This is a genomic window from Amycolatopsis sp. NPDC114484 (assembly GCF_055633755.1).
Map to the genome: position 1 here is coordinate 13,460 of NZ_JBVKDQ010000043.1, position 19,825 is coordinate 33,284.

General features: G+C 70.6%; 24 protein-coding genes. 18 read left to right on the plus strand and 6 right to left on the minus strand.

Annotated elements, in window-relative coordinates:
- Positions 1–52: 52 nt before the first annotated feature.
- The 7 genes from ACZ7SW_RS44775 to ACZ7SW_RS44805 all read left to right on the plus strand — a co-directional run bounded on the left by ACZ7SW_RS44775 (position 53) and on the right by ACZ7SW_RS44805 (position 6,431).
- Positions 53–1,366: an MFS transporter gene (locus tag ACZ7SW_RS44775; protein ID WP_470236466.1), complete on the plus strand. Its 1,314-nt coding sequence runs from the start codon at positions 53–55 to the stop codon at positions 1,364–1,366.
- A complete protein-coding gene (locus tag ACZ7SW_RS44780; RefSeq protein WP_470236467.1) occupies positions 1,363–4,242 on the plus strand; it encodes an FAD-binding and (Fe-S)-binding domain-containing protein in 2,880 nt (959 codons plus the stop codon). Before ACZ7SW_RS44775 ends, ACZ7SW_RS44780 begins: the two co-directional genes overlap by 4 nt.
- An 11-nt stretch (positions 4,243–4,253) precedes the next feature.
- Positions 4,254–4,553, plus strand: coding sequence for a hypothetical protein (locus tag ACZ7SW_RS44785; RefSeq protein WP_470236468.1), 300 nt, complete (start codon positions 4,254–4,256; stop codon positions 4,551–4,553).
- Entirely contained in the window at positions 4,553–4,993 is a 441-nt protein-coding gene (locus tag ACZ7SW_RS44790; RefSeq protein WP_470236469.1) for a fumarylacetoacetate hydrolase family protein, read from the plus strand. Before ACZ7SW_RS44785 ends, ACZ7SW_RS44790 begins: the two co-directional genes overlap by 1 nt.
- A 144-nt stretch (positions 4,994–5,137) precedes the next feature.
- Entirely contained in the window at positions 5,138–5,698 is a 561-nt protein-coding gene (locus tag ACZ7SW_RS44795; RefSeq protein ID WP_470236470.1) for a hemerythrin domain-containing protein, read from the plus strand.
- Between the two features lie 19 nt (positions 5,699–5,717).
- Positions 5,718–5,924 (plus strand): hypothetical protein, encoded by a 207-nt coding sequence (locus ACZ7SW_RS44800; protein ID WP_470236500.1) that lies wholly within the window; start codon positions 5,718–5,720, stop codon positions 5,922–5,924.
- Between the two features lie 276 nt (positions 5,925–6,200).
- Positions 6,201–6,431 (plus strand): DUF2188 domain-containing protein, encoded by a 231-nt coding sequence (locus ACZ7SW_RS44805; RefSeq protein ID WP_470236471.1) that lies wholly within the window; start codon positions 6,201–6,203, stop codon positions 6,429–6,431.
- Positions 6,432–6,439: 8 nt separating this feature from the next.
- On the opposite strand, the gene ACZ7SW_RS44810 is transcribed toward ACZ7SW_RS44805, so the two are convergent.
- Complete coding sequence (locus ACZ7SW_RS44810; protein WP_470236472.1) at positions 6,440–6,937, minus strand: alpha/beta hydrolase fold domain-containing protein; 498 nt, start codon at positions 6,935–6,937, stop codon at positions 6,440–6,442.
- Positions 6,938–7,236: 299 nt separating this feature from the next.
- Here ACZ7SW_RS44810 and ACZ7SW_RS44815 point away from each other — a divergent pair, with 299 nt between their 5' ends.
- The 3 genes from ACZ7SW_RS44815 to ACZ7SW_RS44825 are packed head-to-tail and all read left to right on the plus strand — an operon-like array spanning position 7,237 to position 8,884.
- Positions 7,237–7,413: a hypothetical protein gene (locus ACZ7SW_RS44815; RefSeq protein ID WP_470236473.1), complete on the plus strand. Its 177-nt coding sequence runs from the start codon at positions 7,237–7,239 to the stop codon at positions 7,411–7,413.
- A 59-nt stretch (positions 7,414–7,472) separates the two neighbouring features.
- A complete protein-coding gene (locus ACZ7SW_RS44820) occupies positions 7,473–7,673 on the plus strand; it encodes a hypothetical protein (protein ID WP_470236474.1) in 201 nt (66 codons plus the stop codon).
- A complete protein-coding gene (locus ACZ7SW_RS44825; protein WP_470236475.1) occupies positions 7,673–8,884 on the plus strand; it encodes a glycosyltransferase in 1,212 nt (403 codons plus the stop codon). Before ACZ7SW_RS44820 ends, ACZ7SW_RS44825 begins: the two co-directional genes overlap by 1 nt.
- A gap of 228 nt (positions 8,885–9,112) precedes the next feature.
- Here ACZ7SW_RS44825 and ACZ7SW_RS44830 read toward each other — a convergent pair whose 3' ends face one another.
- Together ACZ7SW_RS44830 and ACZ7SW_RS44835 are read right to left on the minus strand one after the other, a co-directional pair.
- Positions 9,113–9,469: a hypothetical protein gene (locus ACZ7SW_RS44830; protein ID WP_470236476.1), complete on the minus strand. Its 357-nt coding sequence runs from the start codon at positions 9,467–9,469 to the stop codon at positions 9,113–9,115.
- Between the two features lie 65 nt (positions 9,470–9,534).
- A complete protein-coding gene (locus tag ACZ7SW_RS44835) occupies positions 9,535–9,891 on the minus strand; it encodes a hypothetical protein (RefSeq protein ID WP_470236477.1) in 357 nt (118 codons plus the stop codon).
- Positions 9,892–9,953: 62 nt separating this feature from the next.
- On the opposite strand from ACZ7SW_RS44835, the gene ACZ7SW_RS44840 reads away from it, so the two are divergent.
- A complete protein-coding gene (locus ACZ7SW_RS44840; protein WP_470236478.1) occupies positions 9,954–10,340 on the plus strand; it encodes a DUF2267 domain-containing protein in 387 nt (128 codons plus the stop codon).
- A 1-nt stretch (position 10,341) separates the two neighbouring features.
- On the opposite strand, the gene ACZ7SW_RS44845 is transcribed toward ACZ7SW_RS44840, so the two are convergent.
- Positions 10,342–10,722, minus strand: coding sequence for an ArsR/SmtB family transcription factor (locus ACZ7SW_RS44845; protein ID WP_470236479.1), 381 nt, complete (start codon positions 10,720–10,722; stop codon positions 10,342–10,344).
- 116 nt (positions 10,723–10,838) lie between these two features.
- Between ACZ7SW_RS44845 and ACZ7SW_RS44850 the strand changes: the two genes are divergently transcribed.
- The 5 genes from ACZ7SW_RS44850 to ACZ7SW_RS44870 all read left to right on the plus strand — a co-directional run bounded on the left by ACZ7SW_RS44850 (position 10,839) and on the right by ACZ7SW_RS44870 (position 15,574).
- Entirely contained in the window at positions 10,839–11,918 is a 1,080-nt protein-coding gene (locus ACZ7SW_RS44850) for a cation diffusion facilitator family transporter (protein ID WP_470236480.1), read from the plus strand.
- Between the two features lie 107 nt (positions 11,919–12,025).
- Complete coding sequence (locus ACZ7SW_RS44855; RefSeq protein ID WP_470236481.1) at positions 12,026–12,934, plus strand: ABC transporter ATP-binding protein; 909 nt, start codon at positions 12,026–12,028, stop codon at positions 12,932–12,934.
- 10 nt (positions 12,935–12,944) lie between these two features.
- On the plus strand, positions 12,945–13,679 hold the full coding sequence (locus tag ACZ7SW_RS44860) for an ABC transporter permease (RefSeq protein WP_470236482.1): 735 nt from the start codon (positions 12,945–12,947) through the stop codon (positions 13,677–13,679).
- Between the two features lie 3 nt (positions 13,680–13,682).
- Positions 13,683–14,954, plus strand: coding sequence for a sensor histidine kinase (locus ACZ7SW_RS44865; protein WP_470236483.1), 1,272 nt, complete (start codon positions 13,683–13,685; stop codon positions 14,952–14,954).
- Positions 14,951–15,574 (plus strand): response regulator, encoded by a 624-nt coding sequence (locus ACZ7SW_RS44870; RefSeq protein ID WP_470236484.1) that lies wholly within the window; start codon positions 14,951–14,953, stop codon positions 15,572–15,574. The genes ACZ7SW_RS44865 and ACZ7SW_RS44870 overlap by 4 nt, the downstream gene beginning before the upstream one ends.
- 2 nt (positions 15,575–15,576) lie before the next feature.
- Here ACZ7SW_RS44870 and ACZ7SW_RS44875 read toward each other — a convergent pair whose 3' ends face one another.
- Both ACZ7SW_RS44875 and ACZ7SW_RS44880 read right to left on the minus strand, forming a co-directional pair.
- Positions 15,577–15,990: a GNAT family N-acetyltransferase gene (locus ACZ7SW_RS44875; protein ID WP_470236485.1), complete on the minus strand. Its 414-nt coding sequence runs from the start codon at positions 15,988–15,990 to the stop codon at positions 15,577–15,579.
- Between the two features lie 21 nt (positions 15,991–16,011).
- A complete protein-coding gene (locus ACZ7SW_RS44880; protein WP_470236486.1) occupies positions 16,012–17,622 on the minus strand; it encodes an amidohydrolase in 1,611 nt (536 codons plus the stop codon).
- 250 nt (positions 17,623–17,872) lie between these two features.
- On the opposite strand from ACZ7SW_RS44880, the gene ACZ7SW_RS44885 reads away from it, so the two are divergent.
- Together ACZ7SW_RS44885 and ACZ7SW_RS44890 are read left to right on the plus strand one after the other, a co-directional pair.
- On the plus strand, positions 17,873–18,781 hold the full coding sequence (locus ACZ7SW_RS44885; RefSeq protein ID WP_470236487.1) for a hypothetical protein: 909 nt from the start codon (positions 17,873–17,875) through the stop codon (positions 18,779–18,781).
- A 109-nt stretch (positions 18,782–18,890) separates the two neighbouring features.
- Positions 18,891–19,790 (plus strand): MBL fold metallo-hydrolase, encoded by a 900-nt coding sequence (locus ACZ7SW_RS44890; RefSeq protein WP_470236488.1) that lies wholly within the window; start codon positions 18,891–18,893, stop codon positions 19,788–19,790.
- The last annotated feature ends 35 nt before the right edge of the window (positions 19,791–19,825 follow it).

Below are 19,825 nucleotides of genomic sequence, written 5' to 3' on the forward strand. Positions count from 1 at the left end.
GGCAACCGGCCGGCGCGAATCCGCGCCGCGCCGCCTACAAGGAGGTAGGCCGTTGAACGAGCGGACGTCTTTTTTCCAGCGGCTGTCGCGGCAGAAGCGATGGACGCACATCCTGCCGGTCATCGTGTTCATCTACGTCATCTGCTACATCGACCGGACCAACATCAGCTTCGCGCTGCCGCACCTCAAGACCGACATGCACCTCAGCGGCTCGCAGCAGGGACTGGCGAGCGGCATCTTCTTCTGGGGCTACCTGCTGCTGCAGATCCCCGGCGGGTACCTCGCCGAGCGCTGGAGCGCGAAACGGTGGGTCGCGATCCTCATGGTGCTGTGGAGCCTCGCCGCGATGGCCTCGGGCGTGACCACCACCTTCGGCGAACTGCTGCTGTCCCGGTTCCTGCTCGGCGTGGCCGAGGGCGGCGTCCAGCCCGCGCTGATGGCCACGATCCGCGCGTGGTTCCCGTTCGCCGAACGCAGCCGGGCGTTCGCGATCTTCAAGCTGTACACGCCGATCGCGGCGATCGTGGCCGCACCGCTGTCCGGGATCCTGCTGACCGTCGCCGACTGGCGCTGGATGTTCGTCATCCAGGGCGGCGCGCCGCTGATCGTCGGGCTCATCGCGTGGCTCGCGGTGATGCAGGACCGCCCGGCCAAGGCGAAATGGCTGTCGCCGGAGGAACGCGCGTACCTCGACCAGTCGCGGAAGGTCGCCGGGGAACCGGCGGAACGGCCGTCGATCAGGGCCGCGCTCGGCAGCCGGATCGTGTGGCGGTTCGCGCTCGTCTACACCCTGACGCAGATGGGCCTGCTCGGCTTCAGCCTGTGGCTGCCGAGTGTGCTGAAACAGGCGTTCCACACTGACCTGCAGGTCGGTTTGGCGGCGATGCTGCCGCAGGTCGCGGCGGGGATCGCGATCATCATGGTCGGCCGTTCGGCGGACCGGCGCGGCGGGCACGTGTCGCACGCCTGCTGGGTCCTGGTGGCCGGGGCGGTGATCCTGTGCGGGGCGAGCGTGATCTCGGCGCAGCAGAAATGGCTGGTGCTCGGCGCGATGGTGCTCGGCACGGCGGCGTCCATCGCGTGGTACGGCCCGTTCTGGGCGACCGTCACCAAGCTGACCCCGGCGGCGGCCGCGGGCGCGGGAATCGGGCTGATCAACGGAATCGGGAACCTCGGCAGCTTCTTCGGCCCGTACCTCGGCGGCTGGCTGACCGACGTGAGCGGCGGATACGTGCTGACCCAGGTGCTGTTCGGCGTGGTCTTCGCGATGGCCGCGCTGCTGATCTTCCCGCTGCGCAAGCGAATGCGCGCCGACGCGCCGACCGGCGGGCCGGTGAAGTCGCCGGTGTCGAAAGGAATCTCATGACTGACTCCGCTGCGGTCGAACGGGCGCTGCGGTCCGCTGTGGCCGGTGAAGTCTCGTTCGACGACTACACCCGCCATCTCTTTTCCCGCGACGCCAGCATGTATTCGATGATGCCGCTCGGCGTGGTGTTCCCGCTCGACGCCGGCGATGTCGCCGTGACCGTCCGGATCGCCGCCGAGCACGGGGTGCCGGTCGTGCCCCGGGGCGCGGGGACGAGCCTGGCCGGGCAGACCGTCGGGCCGGGCCTGGTGCTCGACTTCTCCCGGCACCTGAACAAAATCCTCGACCTGGACCCGGTCGCGCGCACCGCGCTGGTGGAGGCCGGCGTCGTCCAGGACCAGCTGAACCGGGCGGCGGCCGAGCACGGGCTGATGTTCGGCCCGGACACCTCCACGAGCAACCGCGCGACCGTCGGCGGCATGATCGGGAACAACTCCGCGGGCAGCGGATCGCTGACCTACGGGATGACCATCGACCACGTGCGCGCGCTGGACGTCGTGCTCGCCGACGGGACGCGGACCCGGTTCGAACCGGTCGACGAGGACGAACGGAACCGCCGCGCCCGGCCGGACACCCTGGCCGGGCGGATCTATCGCGACCTGCCCGGACTGGTCGAGGCCAACCGGGAGGTCATCACCGCCGACATGCCGGTGTTCTGGCGGCGCGCGGGAGGCTACCGGCTCGAGCGGCTGGTGGACGGCGCGTTCGACCTGGCGAAGTTCGTGGTCGGAGCGGAGGGCACGCTCGTGATCGCCACGCACGCGCTGGTCGATCTGGTGCCGAAGCCGGCGCACACGTTCTACGCCGTCGGCCACTTCGCCGACACGCCGGGCGCGATCGCGGCCACCACGGACGCGCTGAGCTGCGATCCGCACCAGGTCGAGCTGATGGACCGGACGATCCTGGAACTGTCCCGGCGGAAACTGGAGTACGCGGACCTCGGGAACAGCCTCGTCGGCGACCCCGGCGCTCTGCTGTTCGTCTCCTTCAGCGGCGACGACGAGGCGGAACTGAACGCGAAACTGGACCGGCTCGAAAAGCTGTGGCGGCGCAACGGGCACGGGTACCACACGCTTCGCGCGGTGACCGCCGCCGAACAGGGCGCGCTGCTGAAGGTGCGCAAGTCGAGCCTCGGCCTGCTGATGGCCGCGGGCGAGGGCACCCGGCGGCCGCTCGCGTTCGTCGAAGACACGGCCGTCGATCCGCTGCATCTGTCCGACTACACCAAGCGGTTCAAGGAAATCCTGGACGACTACGAGATGGAGGCGGGTTTCTACGGGCATTGTTCGGTGGGCTGCCTGCACATCCGGCCGTTCGTCGACCTGACGAAGCCCGCCGAGGTCGTGAAAATGCGCGCGGTCGCCGAGGCGGTCAAAGACCTGGTCTCCGAATACGGCGGCGTCAATTCCAGCGAACACGGCGACGGTCTCGCCCGCAGCGAATTCAACCGGGAGATCTTCGGTCCCGAGCTGTACGAGGCGATGCGACGGGTCAAAGGCCTCTTCGACCCGGCGGGAGTGCTGAACCCCGGCAAGATCGTGGACGCGCCGCCGATGACCGAGAACCTGCGGGACCGCGACAGCCTCCCGCCCGCCGCGCCGCTGCGCACCTCGCTGCCGTTCGAGGTCGTCGGCGGGATGCGCGGCGCGGCGGACCGGTGCATGAACATCGGGTTGTGCCGCAAATCGGGGTCGGGGGTGATGTGCCCGTCCTACATGGCCACGAAGAACGAGGAGGACTCGACCCGCGGCCGGGCGAACGCGCTGGTCAAGGCCCTCTCCGAGCCGGACCCGCGCGCGGCGCTCGGCGACGGGCGGCTGCACGAGGTACTGGACCTGTGCCTGATGTGCAAGGCCTGCAAGAGCGAATGCCCGATGAGCGTCGACATGGCCTCGCTGAAGGCCGAGGCGCTCTCCCAGCAGCACGAGACCCACGGCGTTCCGTTGCGGTCGCGGGTTTTCGGCTCGATCCGCGCGCTCAACCGGCTCGGCTCGGCGACCGCGCCGTTGTCGAACCTGCCCGGCCGGATCGGTTTCCTGCGCCGGCTGGCGGACCGGGCGCTCGGGATCACCGCCGAACGTCCGTTGCCTCGCTTCGAGCGGCGGAACCTGGTGCGCTGGTTCCGTCGCCGCGACGCGGTTCCCGGCCCGCTGGGCACGGTGAACTGGCTCGCGGACTCCTTCACCACGTTCACCGAACCGCACGTCGGCCGCGCGGCGATCGAGCTGCTGGAACTGTCCGGCTGGAAGGTCGAACTGGCCGGCGGCGGGTGCTGCGGGCGGTCGAGCCTGTCCAAAGGCCTGGTGGACGACGCGAAGAAGAAGGCGCAGGGCCTGGTCGAGGCGATCAGCGCGAACACTCCGCCCGGGTCGCCGATCGTCGGCTGCGAACCGTCGTGCCTGTTCATGCTGCGGGACGAGCATCCGGCGATGCTGTCCGGACCGGCACTGGCGGACCGGGTGCGGCAGGTCGAGGAGCTGCTGACCGCCGCGATCGACGAGGGACGGCTGACGCTGCGGGAGGATTCGTGGCTCGCCGGCCGCCGGATCGTGTTCCACGGCCACTGCCACCAGAAAGCCGAGGTCGGCACCGCGGCGACGATGGCGCTGTTGTGCCGGATCCCGGGTGCCGAGGTCGAGGAGATCGACTCGGGCTGCTGCGGCATGGCCGGGTCGTTCGGGTTCGAGGCCGAGCATTACGAGACGTCGATGCGGATCGGGGGAGAACGGCTGTTTCCCGCGCTGGCCAAGGAAAACCCGGACACCGTCGTCGCCGCGACCGGGGTCTCCTGCCGGCAGCAGATCTTTCACGGCGCCGGGCGGACGGCGTGGCATCCGGTCGAACTCGTCCGGGAAGCGATGAAGCCGTGCGAATAATCCGCTACAGGTTGGCCGACGAGGTTCGCCGGGGTGTCGTCGTCGGGGAGACGGTGCACGAGCTTTCCGGCGACGGCCCCGGCGACGCGGTGGTGAAACTGGCCGACGTGCCGCTGCTGCCGCTTTGCGTTCCTCGGACGATCGTGTGCGCGGGCAGCAATTACGCGGGCCAGATCGCCGAGAAAGGACGGCCGTGGCCGGAGCGGCCCGCGTTGTTCCTGAAGGCCCCCAATGCGGTGCTCGGCCCGGCCGGGGAGATCCTCGCCCGGCGGAGGTCGGCTGCCTGGAGTACGAAGGGGAACTGGCGGTAGTGGTCGGCCGGACCGCGCGGGACGTCCCGGCGGAGCGGTTCCGGGAGTTCGTGCTCGGCTACACCTGCGCGAACGACGTCACCGCCGCCGACTGGCGCGGCGACGGGCAGTGGGCGCGCGCGAAGAGCGCGGACACGTTCTGCCCGCTCGGGCCGTGGATCGAAACCGAGGTGCCGGATCCGGCCGCGCTGACCGTCACCACCTGGCTGGACGGCGAGCTGGTCCAGGAGGCATCGACGGGGGACATGGTGTTCGGGGTCGGCGAGCTGCTGGCGTTCGTGACCCGCTGGATCACCCTGGAGCCCGGTGACGTCCTGCTGACCGGCAGCCCGGCCGGGGTCGGGCCGATGGCCCCCGGGCAGGTGGTGGAGGTGGCGATTTCCGGGATCGGTTCGCTGCGGAACACGGTGCGGGAACGGGGAAAGCCCGGCGGGTCCTGATCGCGCCGGGGGGCTCCGCGACGCGGGGTTCGCCGGATTTCGGAGCCGCTGGAGACCCTCGGCAGCGATCCGGCAGTTTCGCGTTCGGTGATTGCCCTGCGGCGCAACGGGTAACCGGAGCTTTCCCGACACCGAGGAGGCAGCATGGCCGCACCCACCCGAACCGACCTGATCACCGTGATCACCGACGACCACCGCGACGTCGAGCGGGTCTTCGTCGAACTCGAGAGCGAACCCGAGGCGGGAAACCGGAAAGACGTGGTCGACCACGTGATCGCCGAGCTGGTCCGGCATTCCGTCGCCGAGGAGCAGCTGATGTACCCGGCCGCGCGCGAGTACCTCGACGACGGCGACGAGATCGCCGACCACGAGATCGAGGAGCACGCCGAGGCCGAGAAGGTGATGAAGCGGCTGGAGCGCAAGAACCCCGGCGAGCCGGAGTTCGAGGAGCTGCTCGGCAAGCTCATCGCCGACGTCCGGCACCACATCAAGGACGAGGAAAACGACCTGCTGCCGCGGCTGCGCGACGCGTGTTCGGCCGAGGAGCTGGACCGGCTGGGAGAGCGGGTGCTGGCGGCGAAGAAGATCGCGCCGACCCGGCCGCATCCCCACGCGCCGAGCAAGCCGCCAGCGAACCTGGTCCTCGCGCCGGGCGCGGCGTTCGTCGACAAGATCCGCGACGCGCTGACCGGCCGGAAGAGCTGATTGGCCGGAAGAGCCGAAAATGACGGACGACGTGTTCGTGCTCGGTCTTGACGAGGAGAACGAGCGCATCCTGAGAAGACTCCCGTCCGCGGCCGGGCTGCGGTTCCGCCCGTTGCTCAGCCCGGACGAACTGCGGCACGGGGAGATCGACTTCCCGGACCTGAGGGAGAAAGCCCGCCAGCAGCTGACCGATTTCGACGGCGAACCGGCCGCGATCGTGTCCTAGTGGGACTTTCCGGCCGCCACCATGGCACCGCTGCTGTGCGGGGAACACGGCCTTCCGCAGGTGCCGCGGTGCTCGAAGGCGAGACGTTCGGCATCGTCGACCTGGACGGGGATCCGCGGCCGCCGCCGGGAGTGGACTTCCCTATGTGGCTGAAGCCGGTGAAGGGCTTTTCGTCGGAATTGGCGTTTCCCGTGCGGGACAAGCAGGGCTTCGAGGACGCCGGAGGAAGGCGAGCGGCTGCGTTTCGAGTTCGAGGACTGAACGGAAGGACCGAAGGTGGACGGCGATGTCGAGACGCGGTATGAGAACCATCTGTGGAAGAACCGCGTGGAGGGGCGCCAGCGCGCGGCGAACACGGCGAAGTCCCGTGAGGAAGCGGTGAAAACGGGACGGCATATGGCGAAAGCTCGGCGGTCTGTCCACATTGTCCGGAACGAGGACGGGTCAGTGGCACGGCGCGACGACTACCGGACAAGTCGTCGCGGCGTGCCGCTGCCGTTGGAGTGACCCCGCGGTCAGCGGCGGAGGATGCGTTCCAGATGGCTGCGGGCCTGGCGGCCTTCGGGCAGGAGGACGTCTCGGGTGCCGATGAACAGGCTGAACGGTCCGGGCCCGGTCAGATCCGCATACAGCGGGCTGATCCGCGGGTCGTGCGGATCGGCGTACCTCCGGCCCGCCTCGCGCAGGCCGGTGATGCCGAGCATCGGGTCGTGCTCGTCCGGCACGACCGAGATCGGATCTCGCAGCGTCATGTCCGGCCACGGCGAGATCAGGATGGTCTGTTTCGGCTGCGGCTTGCCCTCGTCCCGGCGCCTCGCGATCGACAGCGCGAGTGCGGCACCGGCGGAATATCCGGACAGCCGGAGGGGGCTCCGCCGATCCCGGCCACGCAGGTGAGCCGGCCGGAGCAGAAGTGGGCGGTGGCGCGGGGATCTGGTCGAGTACCACTCGGCGCTGGACGTCGTGAGGAACTCCGGCGCCATCCGGTACGACGACATCGGCTTGGAGATCACCCGGGACGTGCACGAGCGCTGCACGTGGACCGCGGACGACTTCTGTTCCCCGCCGCGGAAACGTCGTGGACGGTGACCTTCGAGCGGGAGACTGGCTGGACGGGTACTAGGGCGAGCGGCGGCTGGTGTCGAGGAACTGGCATCGGAGGGTTCCGCGCGACCTTCTGTGACTGGCGGCTCGAGGTTTCGCCGGGGATCTCGTGGGTACGCGGCCGGGAGGAGGAGGTTCTGCCGGGGTTCGCGGGCCTCCGACCTGGATCGCGAGCGCTCCGGACCTCACCGTCTGTGCTGGAGGCGGCATGACCGACGAGCGTCCCCCGGAACCGCGGCCCGCGAACCCGCGCCGCGCCGAGGCCGACCACGACGAAGAACGTCCGCCCCGGTGGCCCGGACCGGAGAGTCCGCTGGAGGACGAGGAGGGCCGGTCGAAGCGCGGGCATCCGCAACTGGGGGACAACTTCCGCGGCGAGAACTGACCGGGATACCCAGGACGGGGTCTGGTTTAACGTCGGATCCGCGCGGCTAAACCCGGCCCATGAGGATCCCGCTCTGGCACGTGCCCGGATCGTGGGCTGACGCGTTCGTCCACGACGGGCGCGAGTATTCCGAGCCCGTATGGCGAGCGGGCGCGGCGATGATCGGCGAACCGCGCCGCAGCGTCCGCGTGCCTGGTGCCGACGTGCTGCCCGCAGGTGCCGGGCACCCCGAACCCGTCCCCGCTGTGGAAGGAATTTGATGAGGATCGCGATGGTGTCCGAACACGCCAGCCCGCTCGTCGCGCCGGGAGAGGAAGACGCGGGCGGCCAGAACGTGCACGTGGCGGACCTGTCGGCGGCGTTGGCGCGCAGCGGCCACGAAGTGACTGTCTACACGCGACGCGCCGATCCGGACGCGCCTGCCTCGGTGGAAACGCCGGCGGGCTATCGCGTTGTCCACGTCCCGGCCGGCCCCGCGCGCCGGCTGCCGAAGGACGAGCTTTTGCCGCACATGGGGGAATTCGGGAGCTGGCTGCGGGATCGGTGGACTGAGGAGCCGCCGGAGGTGGCGCACGCGCACTTCTGGATGTCCGGCGTGGCGACCGTTCTCGCCGCGCGGGAGGCCGGGGTGCCGACGGTGCAGACCTTTCACACGCTGGGCGTAGTCGAGCGGCGGCATCTGGGGGACGCGGACACGAGCCCGCCGGACCGGACGCGGCTGGAGCGGATGGTGGGCAAGCAGGTCGACCGGATTCTCGCCACCTGCTCGGACGAGGTGTTCGAACTCGCCCGGCAGCGGGTGCCCCGGCAGCGGATCTCGGTGGTGCCGTGCGGGGTCGATCCGGACCGGTTCGGGGTCAGCGGCCCGGTCGCCCCGCGAAGCGCGCCCAAACGGTTGGTGTCGGTGGGGAGATTGGTGCCGCGCAAGGGTTTCGACCTGGCCATCGCTGCCTTGCCGAGGGTTCCGGACACCGAACTGGTGATCGCGGGCGGACCGCCTTCCGAGGCGCTCGCGCGGGACCCGGAAGCGCAGCGGTTGCGGCGGCTGGCGGACCGGCTCGGGGTGGCGGACCGGGTTCACTTGACGGGTCAGGTCAGCCGGGACGAGATGCCAGCGTTGCTGCGTTCGGCGGACGCGGTGCTGTGCACGCCTTGGTACGAGCCGTTCGGGATCGTTCCCCTGGAGGCGATGGCGTGCGGGGTGCCGGTGATCGCCGCGGCAGTCGGGGGGTTGACCGACACGGTGGTGGACGGGATCACCGGATGCTTGGTGCCGCCGCGAGATCCGGTCCGGCTTTCGGTGCGGTTGCGGGCTTTGCTGGACGAGCCTGCCGAATTGGAGGCGCTGGGGATTGCGGGGCAGGAGCGGGTCCGGGCGAGGTACTCGTGGGACCGCATCGCGCAGGAGACTGTGCGGGTCTACGAGAAGGCGATGCCGGTGGGGGAGTCGGGGCTGGCCGCTGTGCGGTGAGCCGCGGGGGCGGCCTCCGCTGAGCGCGATGACCAAGGCGACCTGTCTGTTCAGCACCGTGCTCGAACTGAACGGCCAGACGACGCGCGTCGTGCCCACCGTGCGCGGTTTCCCGCACGAAGAACCCCGCGATGCCAGGTAGCTCAGCTTGAGCACGGCGACGACCGGACGGGTGGCGACCGTCAGCACGAGGTCTCCTTTCCGCCACGGCCCCTGCGGATTCCCTTGCTATTGCTCGCGAAGCGACTTCGCGACGGAACCCCCGGCTTCGTCGGCCTGCTCGCCGGGGTCCGGGTCCGCCCGGCGCTGCGGAAGATCCTCCGGCGGGGCCGCTTCCGCGCGGGCGAGCGTTTCGTCGTCAGGCGGGTTCGGCACGGGCTGGACGTCTGGCCGTTCCTCGGCAAGCCTGCGGCTGAGCGGTGCGCCTTCGCGCGCCTCGGCGGGGGTCGTGGCCTGCTGGACCGCCGGGCTCCAGCGTTCAGCGGGTTCGACACCCTCCTCCAACGGGTCGACCCGCAGTTCGTCCTCGTCGAGGGACTCGGACTGCTCGAGCGTTTCGGGCTCGGCGGGATCGCTGTCGGTCATCGTGCTCCTTTCTCCGTGCAGCGCTTTGCTCGCCGGGTACCCGTCTGGAACGGGGCAAAACGGCGTCAGGCGGCGGCGAGATCGCGGATCGCGCTCTGCGCTTTCTCGATTTCCTGTCCGACCAGGAGCGCGGTGAAGCGGGCGACCGAGATGCTGTGCGCCGCCGAGGCGACCGCGTCGCAGGCTTCCTGCGGATCGGCCGCGCGATGCCGCACGCGCCCGGCGAGCAGCGCGTCCTCCAGCTGGCCGCACAGGTCGGGGAGCAGTTCGGAGAGGTCGTCGGCGAGGAGGCTCAGCGAGCCGAGCGTCCGGTACAGCTCCGCGGGGGATTCGTAGCCGCCGGCACCGGCTTCGCGACGGAGCCGGCGCAGCGCGTTCTGCGCCTGCTCGGCCGGTGCGGGAGACGTCGCTGAATGGTCCATGCCTCGCTGATACCCGGTGGCGGCCCGGCTAACCGGACGGTTGCGGAGGGTATTCGGGGACGATGAACGAGATCGTCGAGCTGATCCGCAGACGGGCTTGCCTCGCGGAATCCCGTGCCGCCGAACTTGTCGCGCACGTGGTGCTGCGGACGCTGTCCGAACGGATTTCGGCGGAAGCGGCGGCGAGTCTGGCCGCGCAGCTGCCGGCCGAGCTGGCCGAGGACTTGCGCCCGGGCGGCGGTCCGGTCGAGGGAGGCTTCGAGCTGGCGGAATTCGTCGGGCGGATCGCGGAGCGGGGGAAGCTGACGGATCCGGAGGCCGTGCACTTGGCCGGTGTGGTGCTAGAGGTGCTGGGCCGGGAGACGGTGCACGTCGCGGACGAGGTGTGGGACGTGCTGCCGGAACCGTTGCGGCAGCTGGTGGAGGCGGAGCGGCTTCGGGTCGCGTGACTCAGGCGTTCCGCATCCGGGGCCGGTGCGGCTGGGCGTGGTCACCCGGTTCGCCCGGGATGTCGCGGTCCACGTGGTCGGCGTGGTGCAACGCCTGGGCCAGCAGCCCGCGGACGTGCTCGTCGGCGGCGGAGTAGTACACGAACGTCCCCTCGCGGCGGCCTTTCACCAGGCCCGCGAGCCGGAGCTTGGCCAGATGCTGGCTGACCGCCGTCGGCGCGGCCCCGGCCAGTTCGGCGAGGCAGGCCACCGACGATTCTCCCTGCAGGAGCGCCCACAGCACCTTGATCCGCGTCGGGTCCGACAGCAGGCGGAAGCTTTCCGCGGCCAGGTGGACCTGTTCGTCGGAGGGCATGTCGAAGTCCGGCAGGGAGGAGTGCATGTCCCGATGCTACCGTCCCTTCTCGACTATCTGCGCATCTGCGCAGGTATGCTGACAGTCGAGCGGCCCTCCGCACGCGGCCGCTCGACTGGCATCGAGCATCCCGGGAGTACCTGATGGCAGAGCCGCGCCGCGACCGTCCGCAGCCGGGGGACGGCCCTGGTCCTGCGCACGAGCAGGCTTCCGGCCATGGGCACGGCGGCCCCGCCGCAAGTCACGGCCATGGGCACGGTCACGCGACCTGGCGGCACCGCGTCAAGCACCTCTTCACCCCGCACAGCCACGACAGCGCCGACCGCCTCGACACCGCCCTCGAAACCAGCCGTCGCGGCATCCGCGCGCTGACCTGGTCGTTCGCCGCCCTGTTCGGCACCGCCGTCATCCAGCTGGCCTTGGTAACAGTCACCGGCTCGGTGGCTCTCCTCGGCGACACCATCCACAACTTCGCCGACGCCCTCACCGCCCTGCCCCTGGGCATCGCTTTCGTTCTCGGGCGCCGCGCCGCGACCCGCCGCTACACCTACGGTCTGGGCCGCGCCGAGGACCTGGCCGGAGTCGTCGTGGTGCTGATCATCGCCGGATCAGCCGCGCTGGCCGCCTACGAGGCGATCGACCGGCTGCTGCACTCGCACCCCGTGCAACAGCTCTGGGTGCTCGCCGCGGCAGGCGTGGTCGGATTCGCTGGCAACGAACTCGTCGCCCGGTACCGGATCACCGTCGGCCGCGAAATCGGCTCCGCCGCCTTGGTCGCCGACGGCTTGCACGCCCGCACCGACGGCTTCACCTCGCTGGCGGTAGTGCTGGGCGCGCTCGGTGTCGCCCTCGGTTTCCCGGCGGCCGACCCGGTGATCGGACTGCTGATCACGGTCGCGATCCTGTTCGTTCTGCGCGACGCGGCCAAGGAAGTCTTCCGGCGGCTGATGGACGCCGTCGACCCGGCGACCGTCGAACTGGCCGAGCGGACCGCGGCGGCGGTGTCCGGAGTGGAGGGTGTCCGCGAGGTCCGGATGCGCTGGATCGGCCACAGCCTGCGCGCGGAACTCGCCGTCCAGGTCGGCAACACTCTCACCGTCGAGCAAGCGCACGAACTGGCGCACAGCCTGGAACACCAGCTGATCGCGGTGGTCCCCCGGCTGACCGCGGCGGCGGTGCACGTCGAACCGGCGATCGGGGCGGAGGCCGTTCACCTCGGCTGAGGCGCGCATCGACCGATCGGTTGATCCGCCGCTCCGCCCGTGCTGCCCGGAAAGTCTGGCCACGCAGCCGATTCGCCGCACCGGCACCGCCCGGCACGGTTGACGGCATGGCAATCATCGAGGTGGACCACCTCGTCAAGCGGTACGGCGGGCAGGCCGTGGTCGACGGCGTCAGCTTCGCCGTCGAGCCGGGCGAGATTTTCGGGATTCTCGGCCCGAACGGCGCTGGAAAGACCACGACGGTCGAGTGCGTCGAGGGGCTGCGCAGGCCGGACGGCGGGTCGATCCAGGTCTGCGGCCTCGACCCGCGGCGCGACGACGGCGAACTGCGCCAGGTGCTCGGCGGACAGCTCCAGGAAAGCGAACTGCCGGACAAACTCAAGGTCGGCGAGGCGCTCCGGCTCTACAGCTCGTTCTACCGCGACCCGGCCGATTGGCGCGAGCTGGCCGAGATCCTCACTCTCGACGGCAAGCTCCGCACCCAGTTCCGCAGCCTCTCCGGCGGCCAGAAGCAGCGGCTGTCGATCGCTCTCGCGCTGCTCGGCAATCCGAAGGTCGCGGTGCTCGACGAACTCACCACCGGACTCGACCCGCAGGCCCGCCGCGACGTCTGGGGCCTGGTCGAGCGGATCCGCGCGCGGGGCGTGACGATCCTGCTGGTCACGCACTTCATGGAAGAGGCGGAGCGGCTGTGCGACCGGCTGGCGGTCATCGACGCCGGTCAGGTCGTCGCAGTGGACAGTCCGGCCGGGCTGGTTTCACGCGTCGAGGACCGGCAGCGGATCCGGTTTCGCGTGTCCGCGCCACTGGACGACGCGTTGCTGACCGGGCTGCCGGAGGTCGCCGCCGTCGAGCGGGCGGGCAGCCAGATCGTCGTCACCGGATCCGGGGAGTTGCTGCTGGCGGTGACGGGCGCGCTCGCCCGCCACCGGATCGCCGTCGTGGACTTGCGAGTGGACCAGACCACGCTGGACGACGCGTTCGTCGCGCTCACCGGCCGTCCCATCGAAGCCTGAGGAGATCCCGGTGCCCGCTTTGTTCCGGCTCGCCGCCACCGAAACGAAACTGTTCTTCCGCGAGCCGATCGTCGTGTTCTTCGCGCTCGCGTTCTCGCCGATCCTGTTCGGCGTTCTCGGCCTGGTCCCGGCTCTGCGCGAACCCGGTCCGGACGGCGTCCGGATGATCAGCCGGTACCTGCCGATCGTGGTCGCGATGGGGGTTTCGCTGTTCTCGCTCAGCGGGCTGTCGCAGCTGTTCGCTTCGTATCGGGAGAAGGGCGTGCTGCGGCGGATGCGGCTCACGCCGGTGAAGCCGACAGTCATGCTCGGCGCGCAACTGCTGATGGCTGTCGTGCTGTCGGCGGCGTCGACGCTGGTCATCCTCGTGCTCGGGCGGCTGGCGTTCGACGTCGGCCTGCCTCGGCAACTGCCCGCGTACGTGCTCAGCTTTGCGTTGCTGGCACTGGCTTTGTTCGCGATCGGGCTGCTGGTCGCGGCGCTCGCGCCGTCGGCCAAGAATGCCAGCGCGGTCGGTTCGCTGGTGTTCTTCCCGCTCGTGTTCTTCGCCGGGCTCTGGGTGCCGCGTGCGAGCATGAACCGGGTTCTGCTGACGATCAGCGACCTGACGCCGCTCGGCGCGGGCGTACAAGCCTTGCAGGACACGGCTTCCGGGAATTGGCCGCAGCTGCTGCACCTCGGCGTCATGCTAGGGTGGCTCGTCGTGGCCGGGGGCTTGGCCGCGCGATACTTCCGCTGGGAGTAACTGGTGGGCATCGAGGGCGACCTGCGCGAAGAGTTCGACCGCTGGGAACAAGCACAGACGGCGACCTTCACTGCGCTGCCTTATGTTCTTCTCGCGGTGAGTGTCGCCATTACTCTGCTGCAGCCGCCAGCGCGGTTCCCGGTCGTTCTCGGGCTTTCCGCCGCGGCCGCGTTGTGGCTGCTGTGGTCTCGCTCGTTTCCTCGGGAATGGCACCGGAATCTCTCGCTGATGGCGGGTTATTACGCCGGTCTGCTGGCGATATCAGCGGGGTTGGCGGCCCTCGCTCCGTGGTACTGCCTGTTCGTCTTCGTCGGCTACCCGCAGGCTTTCGATTACCTGACGGGACACTGGCGTTACGCAGGCGCTGCGGCCACCGCGGTGATCTCGGCGATGGCTTTCCTCGGCGGAATCGCCAAGATCACCGCCGAGAATCTGTGGTGGGTGTGGCTGGGCGTCAGCGTGGTTTCGGTCGCGCTGGCGGGTGCGGTGTTTTATTTCGTGGAAATGGCCTACCGGCGGAATGACCTGCAGAAGCAGGCGCTGGCGGAAGTGCACGAGGTCAACCTCAAATTGGAGGCCGCGCTGGCCGAGAACGCCGGGCTGCACGCGCGCTTGCTGGTCCAGGCCCGCGAGGCCGGGGTGCTGGACGAACGGCAGCGGATGGCGCGGGAAATCCACGACACCCTCGCCCAAGGCCTGGCCGGGATTCTGACTCAGCTCCAAGCCGCGGAACAAACCGCGGCCGAGCCGGCGGTGCTGGGCCGGCACCTGGCGACCGCGACGAACCTGGCCCGGGAGAGCCTGGTCGAAGCGCGCCGGACAGTCCAGTCCGTGGGCCCGTCGGTGCTCGCCGAAGCCCGGCTCCCGGAGGCGATCGGCGAGGTGACCAGGAACTGGTCGGCGGCCAACGACGTCGACGCCGTGCTCACCACCACCGGCGACGCCCGGCCGATGCACCCCGACGTCGAGGTGGCGTTGCTGCGGACCGCGCAGGAAGCGCTGTCGAACGTCGCCAAGCACGCGCGGGCGAACCGGGTCGGCCTGACCCTGTCGTACATGCCGGACCTGGTGACCCTCGACGTCCGCGACGACGGCGTCGGCTTCGAGCCGGATGCCAAGCGCGCCAACGGTTCCACGAACGGCGGCTTCGGACTGGCCGGGATGCGGCAGCGGGTGCAGCGCCTCGCGGGACGGCTGGACGTCGAATCGGAACCGGGCCGGGGCACGGCGATCTCGGCGGCCGTGCCCGCCATTCCGGCCGGAGGCGAACGATGATCTCGCTGCTGATCGTCGACGACCATCCGGTGGTGCGCGACGGCCTGCGCGGCATGTTCGGCGCCGACCCGCGATTCGAGGTGGTCGGCGAGGCCGCCGACGGAGCGTCGGCGGTCACCGCGGGTGCGCAGCTCCGCCCGGACGTCATCCTGATGGACCTGCGGATGCCGGGCACAGACGGCGTGACGGCGATCAAGGAACTGGCGAAACGCGGTGTCCCCGCGCGGATCCTGGTGCTGACGACATACGACACCGACAGCGACGTCCTCCCGGCCATCGAAGCGGGGGCCACCGGGTATCTGCTGAAGGAAGCGCCCCGAGAGGAGCTTTTCCGCGCGGTCGAGGCCGCGGCGCAAGGCCAGGCGGTGCTGTCGCCGACGGTCGCGACCCGGTTGATGGGGCAGCTGCGGCAACCAGCGGCGGACCCGTTGTCGGACCGCGAGGTCGAGGTCCTGCAGCTGATCGCGAATGGTGCGACGAACCGCCGGGCGGCGGAGCAACTGTTCATCAGTCAGGCGACGGTGAAGACGCATCTTCTGCACGTCTACGCGAAACTCGGCGTAAACGACCGCGCGGCGGCGGTGGCCGCGGGGTTCGCGCAGGGGTATTTGACGTTGTAGGGCTAGATCGGTGTGTGGAGGGTGAGTTTGAATGGGGCGAACCCGAGCCCGCGATAAAACCTGATCGCGGATTCGTTGGCGGCGAACGCCGTGACGCTGACCTGATTCGCGCCGGATTCCCGGGCCCGTGCGAAGAACTCGTCCGTCAAGGCCGTTCCGACGCCGGTGCCGCGGTGCGCGGGCTCCACGCGCATGCTCTCCAGCACGCCGACCACCGCCCCCGGCCGGAGCGGGTCGGCGGCGCGGATTCGGCCGATCAGGCGGCCGATCGCTGAGCCTGCGGCGGAGAGCGCCAGCAGGCACCGGGAATCGCTCCGGCGTACTAGCTCCGCGTAGTAGGCAGGGCCTTCGCGGCGTGGCCAGGAGGACGTGAGGGGAACCCTGAGGGACTCAGAGTCCGTGAAGGTGGCCCTCACGGCACGCCCGCCACGCAACCGCTAGGCCGACCAAACCCGCTCCCCGCCGACCCACGTCTCCCGCACCTGAACCCGATCCAGCGCCTCCGGATCCGCCTCGCCCGGGTCCTCCGCCAGCACCGCGAAATCGGCCAGGAATCCCGGCGCGAGCTGGCCCTTGGTCGTCTCCTCGCCGGAAGCGTAAGCCGACCCCGTCGTATACACGCCAAGCGCGGCCTCGACGCTGATCCGCTGCGAAGGCCCGAACAGCTCCCCGTCCGGAGCGCGGCGCGTCACGCAGCTGCGCAGCGCGTACAGCGGCGGGAACGGCCCGCACGGATGGTCGGACGAACCGGCCACGGCGACCCCGGCGTCGAGCATCGACCGGTGGGCGAACATCCGCTCGACGCGCTCCGCCCCGTAGTACTGGGTCAGCTTGTCCCCGTGCGCGGCGGCGTAGTTCGCGAACGGCACCGCGACCATGCCGTGGTCGCGCATGCGCTTCAGGATCTCGTCGTCGATGATGGAACAGTGTTCGATGCGGTGCCGCGGATCCTGCCGCGGGTTGGCGGCTTGCGCCTGGTCGACGGCGTCCAGGACCCGGCGGATCGCGCGGTCGCCGTTGGCGTGCACGCAGGCTCGCCACCCGGCGTCGTGCACGTGCCGCACGGTGTCGGCCAGCTGGGCGGCGGAGACGCGCTCCAGCCCGTAGCTGTCGGTGCCCTCGATGGGCTGTTCGACCAGGCAGGTTCCGCCGTTGACGGCACCGTCGGCGAAGGTCTTGACCCCGCCCAGGCGCAGCCGGGTTTCCGGAGTGAGCGGGGTGTCGGGGAGGGCGCGGAAGTAGTCGAAGTGGTCGTAGGCGGCCAGGGCGTTCACCCGGAGAGTCAGCTGGTCCTGGTCGGCCAGGTGGCGGAGCATCTGCCATTCGGTGCGGCCCACCAGCGCGTCGCCGACGGAGGTGATGCCCGCGGCGTGCAGGTCGGCGGCGTGCCGGGTGAAGGCGGCGGCCAATACTTCGGTGGGCGGGTCCCGCACGATCGTCGGGCGCGGGGTGAAGGCCGGGAACGCCAGGTCGTAGAGGGCTTGGTCGTGGATGACGCCGTCGAGGCGGCCGGCCGCGTCGCGCCCGAGGTGGCCGCCGGGCGGGGGCTCGCTGGCGTCGGTGAGGCCGGACAGGGCGAGGCCGGGGGCGTTGAGGACGCCGGCGTGCAGCGTCACGTGCACTACCAGGACGGGGTGGTCCGGGCAGGCATCGTCCAGCTCGGCGCGGGTGAGTTCGCGGCCGCCGTTGCTGCGGAACGAGTCGTAGCCGCAGCCGATGACCCATTCTCCGGGCGGCGTCGCGGCGGCTCGTTCGCGCAGGGCGGCGGTGAGGTCGGCGGTCGAGCGGATCCGGGACGGCGAGAGGTCGACCTGCAGGGATTGCGCGGCGACGACGGTCGGGTGCTGGTGGGCGTCGTTGAAGCCGGGGATGACGGTGGCGTCGCCGAAATCGTGCACTTCCGCCGAGGGGAACTCGCCGCGCAGGTCGGCGACGGCGCCGTGCGCGACGACCCATTCGCCGCGGACCGCGAAGGCCGGGGGTTCGGCCCCGGCCATGGTCACGATGCGCCGGGCGGTGACGATCTGCACGGATTCCGGTGCGGACACGAGGTTCCCTCCAGGTTCGAAGCAGGCTGCCGCGCGACGCCATGTCCACAAAGGACAGTGTGGCCACGGTGCCGCGCTGCCGATTCTAGGGGCGGCGCGGGTGCGGGCGCATCGCCGAAGCGGGGTTGCGGCAATCGGGTGATCTGGGTCCCACCCGGGGGAAGTCCGGAATGCTGACCGGCTCCCCGGCGGTGTATACGCTGGAAGCACAGGGCACCCGGCCCGGCTCCCGCGGCGGCAGGAGGCTCGCATGTCCGGCACCGGTTCGGCGCGGGCCGCGCTCACCGCCGCGGCCGAGCCGTGGGAGATCCAGGTCGGCCGCGACCTCGCCGACCGGCTCGACACCAAACCGCCTTCCCGCTGGTCCCGGCCGGGCGCGGCGGCCGAGGACCTCGCGGACCTGGTCGGCCCGGGCGAGGCGGTGCTGGCCCCGTCGGCGACCCGGCCGTCGGGCGACGGCGTGGCGTGGACGCCGGAGCAGGCGCTGGGCGCGGGCGCGCGCGGGGTGGCGCTGTGGGTCGACGAGCTGCCGTATCCGCGCATCGTCGGCGCGATCCCGTACCCGGAGCTGATCGCGGTCGAGCACGCGATGGCGGGCAAGCACGCCTGCCTGGTGTTGACCGGTGTCCGCACGACACTGGTTTTCCGCTACCGCTCGTGGGCGTGGCCCGCGGTGGCGGATCTCTTGACGCACGCGCGGTCGCGCGCGCATCGGCCCGGGGCGGCGGAACCAGCGCACGCGGGGCCGCCTGCTCTTGGCTGGGACCGGCTTCCGGTGTCGCCGTTGGTGGCGCTCGGACATCCCCGGCATGCGCGCTACCTCGGCGCGGAACCGGAATTGCCGCGGCGATGGCTGTGGCAGCAATCCCGGCCCGCGGCGTTCGTCGTGCTGACGCGGCAGGAGCTGGTGGTCGTGCGGCATGTGCTGGGGCGGCGGCCGTTGACGCACGGGGTGCAGTTGCTGGCGGTGGCCCGGGACCGGATCACCGGGCTCGCCAGGCGGGGTGACCGGCTGCGCGTCGCTGCGTCGGCGAGCGGGTACGAGGTGGACCTCGGAGCCGAGCTGGCGGAGGAAGCGCGCCTGAGGTTCGGGCCGATGCTGCGCGCGGACGGGCGGCGGCGAGTGGTGCGGAAGGTGTCGAAGGCGCCGCAAGCCTGACTGTCGCTGGACCAGGGACGAGCGCGCCTTTTTCCGGCGGGTTGTCACAAACCGGGCGGCTGTCCGGTCTTAGCCGACGATCTGGCTGTGCTACTCCCGAGGAGAACCCATGAGCTTGGCCCCTTCCGCCCGTCTCGACGAGGCGGTTCCTTCGCGGTACGCGCTGAAGGTCGGCGACATCGACGTGCTGGTGATCAGCGACGGCGTGCTGCCGATCACCGCCGAAACGCTGGCCACGAACGCCGACCGGGCCGACCTGTCGGCCTGGCTCCGCGAAATGTTCCTGCCGCCGGAGATGATCGACTGGCCGCTGAACGTCGCCGTGGTGCGCAGCGGCGGCCGGACGATCCTGATCGATTCCGGGCTGGGCACCGAATTCCCGGGCTTCCCGCGCGCCGGGCAGCTGGCGACGCGGCTCGTCGCGGGCGGGATCGACCCGTCGTCGGTGACCGACGTCGTGCTCACCCACCTGCACATGGACCACATCGGCGGGCTGCTCGTCGAGGGGCTGCGGGGCCGCCTGCGCGAGGATCTGCGGGTCCACCTCGCGTCGGCGGAGGCGGAATTCTGGCAGGCGCCCGACTTTTCCCGCACTGTCATGCCGGAGCCGATCCCGGAGGTGCTGCGCACGACCGCCACGCGGTTCCTCGACGTGTACCGCGACCAGTTGCGGCCCTTCGAAACCGAGCACGAGGTGGCTCCGGGCGTGCGGCTCTGCCGGACCGGCGGGCACACTCCCGGCCACAGCATCGTCCGGCTGGAGTCCGGCGGAGACCGGCTGACCTTCGCCGGGGACGCGGTGTTCCAGCCCGGGTTCGAGAATCCGGACTGGTACAACGGTTTCGAGCACGATCCCGAGGAATCGGCGCGCGTCCGCGTCCGGCTTCTGCGGGAGCTGGCGGCCAGCGGCGAGCAGCTGGTGGCGACGCACCTGCCGTTCCCGTCCGTCTGCCACGTGGCGGTCGCGGGCAACGCGTTCCGTTTCGTGCCGGCGGTGTGGGACTACTGAGCCTGCCTTCCCCGGGCGCGGTGCAGCGCCGCGCC

Coding starts and splice junctions, on each gene's coding strand:
- ACZ7SW_RS44870 (WP_470236484.1), top strand. CDS start 14,951: ATGATCTCGCTGCTGATCGTCGACGACCATCCGGTGGTGCGCGACGGC.
- ACZ7SW_RS44800 (WP_470236500.1), top strand. CDS start 5,718: ATGACGGACGACGTGTTCGTGCTCGGTCTTGACGAGGAGAACGAGCGC.
- ACZ7SW_RS44815 (WP_470236473.1), top strand. CDS start 7,237: ATGACCGACGAGCGTCCCCCGGAACCGCGGCCCGCGAACCCGCGCCGC.
- ACZ7SW_RS44830 (WP_470236476.1), bottom strand. CDS start 9,469: ATGACCGACAGCGATCCCGCCGAGCCCGAAACGCTCGAGCAGTCCGAG.
- ACZ7SW_RS44820 (WP_470236474.1), top strand. CDS start 7,473: ATGAGGATCCCGCTCTGGCACGTGCCCGGATCGTGGGCTGACGCGTTC.
- ACZ7SW_RS44840 (WP_470236478.1), top strand. CDS start 9,954: ATGAACGAGATCGTCGAGCTGATCCGCAGACGGGCTTGCCTCGCGGAA.
- ACZ7SW_RS44795 (WP_470236470.1), top strand. CDS start 5,138: ATGGCCGCACCCACCCGAACCGACCTGATCACCGTGATCACCGACGAC.
- ACZ7SW_RS44855 (WP_470236481.1), top strand. CDS start 12,026: ATGGCAATCATCGAGGTGGACCACCTCGTCAAGCGGTACGGCGGGCAG.
- ACZ7SW_RS44835 (WP_470236477.1), bottom strand. CDS start 9,891: ATGGACCATTCAGCGACGTCTCCCGCACCGGCCGAGCAGGCGCAGAAC.
- ACZ7SW_RS44885 (WP_470236487.1), top strand. CDS start 17,873: ATGTCCGGCACCGGTTCGGCGCGGGCCGCGCTCACCGCCGCGGCCGAG.
- ACZ7SW_RS44845 (WP_470236479.1), bottom strand. CDS start 10,722: ATGCACTCCTCCCTGCCGGACTTCGACATGCCCTCCGACGAACAGGTC.
- ACZ7SW_RS44850 (WP_470236480.1), top strand. CDS start 10,839: ATGGCAGAGCCGCGCCGCGACCGTCCGCAGCCGGGGGACGGCCCTGGT.
- ACZ7SW_RS44890 (WP_470236488.1), top strand. CDS start 18,891: ATGAGCTTGGCCCCTTCCGCCCGTCTCGACGAGGCGGTTCCTTCGCGG.
- ACZ7SW_RS44825 (WP_470236475.1), top strand. CDS start 7,673: ATGAGGATCGCGATGGTGTCCGAACACGCCAGCCCGCTCGTCGCGCCG.
- ACZ7SW_RS44780 (WP_470236467.1), top strand. CDS start 1,363: ATGACTGACTCCGCTGCGGTCGAACGGGCGCTGCGGTCCGCTGTGGCC.